Source organism: Nocardioides sp. (genome assembly GCF_031422975.1).
Taxonomy (GTDB): Bacteria; Actinomycetota; Actinomycetes; order Propionibacteriales; family Nocardioidaceae; genus Nocardioides.
The window spans coordinates 1-4,727 of sequence record NZ_JANPEO010000538.1 but is presented as its reverse complement, the minus strand read 5'-3'; the positions used below and the strand labels follow the sequence as shown (position 1 = coordinate 4,727).

Below are 4,727 nucleotides of genomic sequence, written 5' to 3'. Positions count from 1 at the left end.
GCCGGTCATGCGCATCGTTCTGCTGATCTGCTGCCTGCTCGTCACGAGCGCGCTGTCGGGCTGCGCCACCGTCGACTCGACGGTGATCGCGGTCCTGGCCGCCGACGAGTCGGCGCAGGTCCAGCAGCCGCTCGACGTCGAGACCCTCGAGCAGCGGGTGGCGGAGATCTGCGACGGCTGCACGGTCGAGGTGTACGACGCGGGCAGCGAGGCCGACACCCAGGACATGCAGTTCGACCAGGCGCTCGCCACGGCCGACATCATGATTCTCGATCCGGTCGACCCGGAGCTGGCCGAGTCGCTCGTCGAGCAGGCGGGCGACGTGCCCGTCATCGCCTACGGCACCCTGGTGCCCGGCGCCGACTGGTTCGTCGGTCTCGCCTCGCCGGCCACGTCGACGGTGGGGGTCGACAGCGATGTCGAGGCGGCCCGTGAGGTCATCCTGCGGGACCGGGACACGTTGTCCTACGTCCCGGCCGCGGCGATGAGCTCGAAGGTCGCCGACGTCTCCGTCGGTGAGCTCGCCGACGAGCCGGTGGGGGAGTCGGTCGACCACGAGGGTGTGGCGTCGTGGCTGTTCGAGTCGGTCACGGTCACGATCAACGACCTGACCAGCGTCGTCGTGGCGTCGGGCGCGATGACGATCGCGGACCTGTGTGCCGGCGGCACCGCCAAGCGTTGCGCCAAGCTCGGATTCCTCTGAGGTTGTTCACCCGGAGGCCACGGGGCGGGCCTACGGTGAGGGTCTCGACTCTCACCGACTCGGAGGTTCTCGATGACACGCCCGACCCTGCTCGCCGCTGCCGCGCTGCTGGCCGCCGTACCCCTGTGCCTGACGCCCGGTGCCCAGGCCGGACACGGACACGGACACGACCGGGACCGTGAGGTCCGGTTCTCCACGTTCAACGCCTCGCTCAACCGGCTCACCGCCGGCCAGCTGGTCGCCGACCTCTCCGCCCCCGGCAACGTGCAGGCTGCCAACGTGGCCGAGACGATCCAGCGCGTACGCCCCGACGTGCTCCTGATCAACGAGTTCGACTACTCGACCCGGGCCGTGGACCTGTTCCGCGACAACTACCTCGAGGTTGCGCACAACGGCGCGGCCCCGATCGACTATCCGTACGCCTACGTCGCCGCGTCCAACACCGGCGTCGCGAGCGGCTTCGACCTCAACAACGACGGACTCCTGGGCGGACCCACCCCGCGCGACTACGGCAACGACTCGTGGGGCTTCGGCGAATTCGTCGGCCAGTTCGCCATGGTCGTCTACTCGAAGTACCCCATCGACACCGATGCCGTCCGCACCTTCCAGCACTTCTTGTGGAAGGACATGCCGGGCGCACTGCTGCCCGACGACCCGGCCACGGCGGCACCTGCGGACTGGTACTCGCCGGCGGAGCTCGCCGGGTTCCCGCTCTCCTCGAAGTCGCACTGGGACGTGCCGAACCGGATCGGCCCCAACACGGTGCACATCTTGGTCACGCACCCGACGCCGCCCACGTTCGACGGCTTGGAGGACCGCAACGGCACCCGCAACCACGACGAGATCCGGTTCTGGGCCGACTACATCTCCTCGCCCCGCACGTCGGCCTACATCTACGACGACGAGGGTCGTCATGGCGGGTTGAGGCCGGGTTCGAAGTTCGTCATCGCCGGTGACCAGAACGCCGATCCCGTCGACGGCGACTCCGTCGACGGCGCCATCAACCAGCTGCTCGACCACCGGCGGATCACCGACCCGCGGCCGATGTCGGCGGGCGGCACGCAAGCCGTCAACCAGGGTGGGCTCAACGCGACGCATGCGGGCAACCCCGCGTACGACACCGCCGACTTCTGCGATGTGGCCGGCTGCGGTCCCGGCAACCTGCGCGTCGACTACGTGCTGCCGACCAAGGGCTCCAAGGTCGTGGGCTCAGGCGTCTTCTGGCCGGTGGACGCCGACCCGCTCTACCGGCTGACCGGCGACTTCGACCGGGCGCTCTACGGCCCGACCGGGGTGCCCACGTCCGACCACCGCGAGATCTGGGTGGACGTGCGCTACTGAGGTGCTGGCGCGGGGTGGTGGGGAGGGCCGTAGACCGTGGTCCGCTCCACCACCGGTCGACCGATGCCGGCGCCGATCTCGATGAGCTCGGCCACGGTCTTCGCCGACCCGTGCTCGCTGCCTGCCATCCGCGAGATGGTCTCCTCCATCAGGGTCCCGCCCACGTCGTTGGCCCCGGCCTGCAGCATCGCGCGGGTCCCGTCGACGCCGAGCTTGACCCAGCTCGTCTGGATGTTCGCGATCGAGCCGTGCAGCATGATGCGGCCCAGCGCATGCACGGCGAGGTTGTCGCGCAACGTCGGCCCGGGCCGGGCGACGCCGGCGAGGTAGATCGGCGAGCTCGTGTGCACGAAGGGCAACGGCACGAACTCGGTGAAGCCGCCGGTCTCGTCCTGGATCCGTCGCAGCACCCGCAGGTGCTGCACCCAGTGCCGCGGGTTGTCGACGTGGCCGTACATCATCGTCGAGCTCGAGCGCAGGCCCACCCGGTGCGCGGTGCTGACGACCTCGATCCACGTCTTCGTCGGCAGCTTGCCCTTCGTCAGCACCCAGCGGACCTCGTCGTCGAGGATCTCGGCGGCGGTGCCGGGGATGGTGTCGAGGCCGGCTTCGCGGGCCTTGATCAGGAAGTCCTCGATCGACAGTCCGGTCCGCGCGGCCCCGCTCACGATCTCCATCGGGCTGAAGGCGTGCACGTGCATGCCGGGCACGCGCTGCTTCACCGCCGCGACGAGCTCGAAGTAGGCCGTCGCCGGCAGCTCCGGGTCGATCCCGCCCTGCATGCAGACCTCGGTGGCGCCGAGCTCCCACGCCTCCTGCGCGCGGTCGGCGACCTGCTCGAGGGAGAGCGAGAAGGCGTCGGCGTCGGTCTTGCGCTGGGCGAACGCGCAGAACCGGCAGCCGACGTAGCAGATGTTGGTGAAGTTGATGTTGCGGTTGACGACGTAGGTGACGTCGTCGCCGACCGTGTCGCGGCGCAGGTCGTCGGCGAGGCGGCAGACCCGCTCCAGGAGCTCGCCCTCCGCGGTCATCAGGGCGAGGGCCTGGTCGTCGCTGAGGCCGGCCGGGTCCTGCTCGGCGGCCCGCAGTGCGGCGTACCCCTCGTCCGTGTTGCCAGATATCCATGGGAGGGATGGCTCAGATTTCGAGGAATCCTGAGCCATCGCGCCCATGGATATCTCGGCGGCATCGGCGACCGCCGCCCAGTCGCCGTAGACGCTGTCGAAGTCCTCTCGCCGATCGGAGGTGCGGCCCTCGGTGTCGATGGTCGCGTGCAGGTCGGTTCGCCCCGTGCCCTCGGGGGTCACGTCGGGCTCCTGCCACGGCATCCCGACGGGTCGTACGCCGACGCGCGCGAGCCCGTCGGGCAGCGCGAGCGCGTCGATGTGGGCGTCGAGGCGCGGGTCGAGCCAGGGGGTGCGCTGGCGGACGAAGTGCGGGTGCACGGTCAGGCGGGGCGCGAGCTCGAGGCCGGCATCGGCGGTGATCGCGCGGAGGCGCTCGAGCGAAGGCCAGGGTCGCTCGGGGTTGACGTGGTCCGGGGTCAGCGGCGAGACGCCGCCCCAGTCGTCGACGCCCGCGTCGAGCAGCGAGCGGCACTCGGACCCGTCGACGAGGTTGGGCGGCGCCTGGATCCGCATCGTCGGACCGAGCACGATCCGGGACACGGCGATGGCGGCGCGGTACTCCGCCAGCCCGAGGTCGTCGGTGTGGCGCATCGCGGTGTCGGGCTTGGCGCGGAAGTTCTGCACGATGACTTCCTGGATCGAGCCGTAGGCCCGCGCGATCCGGCGGAGCTCGAAGATCGTCTCGGCCCGCTCGGTGAGGTTCTCGCCGATCCCGACGAGGAGCCCCGTGGTGAACGGGATCGAGAGCCGGCCGGCGTCCTCGAGCACCCGCGACCGGATGGCCGGGTCCTTGTCGGGGGAGCCGAAGTGAGCCTCGCCGCGCGTCTCGAAGAGCCGTCGCGAGGTGGTCTCCAGCATCATCCCCATCGACGGCGCCACCGGCTTGAGGCGGGTCATCTCCTCCCACGACAGCACGCCGGGGTTGAGGTGGGGCAGCAGTCCGGTCTCCTCCAGCACCCGGATCGCCATCGCGCGGATGTAGTCGAGCGTCGAGTCGTAGCCCTGCTCATCGAGCCAGACCCGGGCCTCGGGCCAGCGGTCCTCGGGTCGATCGCCGAGGGTGAAGAGCGCCTCCAGACAGCCCAGCTCCGCGCCCTCGCGGGCAATGGTGAGGATCTCGTCCGGCGAGAGGTACGGCGCCGCCAGCTTGCCGGGCACGGTGACGAAGGTGCAGTAGTGGCAGCGGTCGCGGCACAGGCGGGTGATCGGGATGAAGACCTTGGGGGAGTAGGTCACCACTCCCGGCCGGCCGGCACTGATCAGGCCGGCGTCGCGCACCCGGACCGCGACCGCGCACAGCCTCCTCAGCGACTCGTCCCGCGCCGCCAGCAGGACCGCTGCCTCGTCGACGTCGAGCGCCGCGCCGCGTTCTGCGCGGACGAGCGCCCGGCGGATCTGTGCGGGGGTGGGCTCCATGGCCATATCCTCCCAGTCCGCCGCGCTGCCGACGTCAGTGCACCGTCTCGATCGGTTCCCGGATCTCGGCGGCGCTGAGGTGGTGGTCCTCGCTGTCGAGCGTGCTCGGCCACCAGATCCTGCCGCCGAGGTCCATGTTG

3 protein-coding genes are annotated in these 4,727 nt (G+C 70.4%); 2 read left to right on the top strand and 1 reads right to left on the bottom strand.

The window, feature by feature from the left end:
* Together RMO85_RS15995 and RMO85_RS15990 are read left to right on the top strand one after the other, a co-directional pair.
* A partial coding sequence (locus tag RMO85_RS15995; protein WP_310529715.1) for a hypothetical protein occupies positions 1 to 703 on the top strand: 703 nt, incomplete at its 5' end.
* A gap of 72 nt (positions 704 to 775) precedes the next feature.
* Entirely contained in the window at positions 776 to 2,044 is a 1,269-nt protein-coding gene (locus RMO85_RS15990) for an endonuclease/exonuclease/phosphatase family protein (RefSeq protein ID WP_310529714.1), read from the top strand.
* On the opposite strand, the gene RMO85_RS15985 is transcribed toward RMO85_RS15990, so the two are convergent.
* The gene (locus RMO85_RS15985) at positions 2,038 to 4,593 is read right to left on the bottom strand and encodes a bifunctional FO biosynthesis protein CofGH (RefSeq protein WP_310529713.1); all 2,556 of its coding nucleotides are present in this window, start codon (positions 4,591 to 4,593) and stop codon (positions 2,038 to 2,040) included. The two genes, RMO85_RS15990 and RMO85_RS15985, sit on opposite strands and share 7 nt — an antisense overlap.
* Between the last annotated feature and the right edge of the window lie 134 nt (positions 4,594 to 4,727).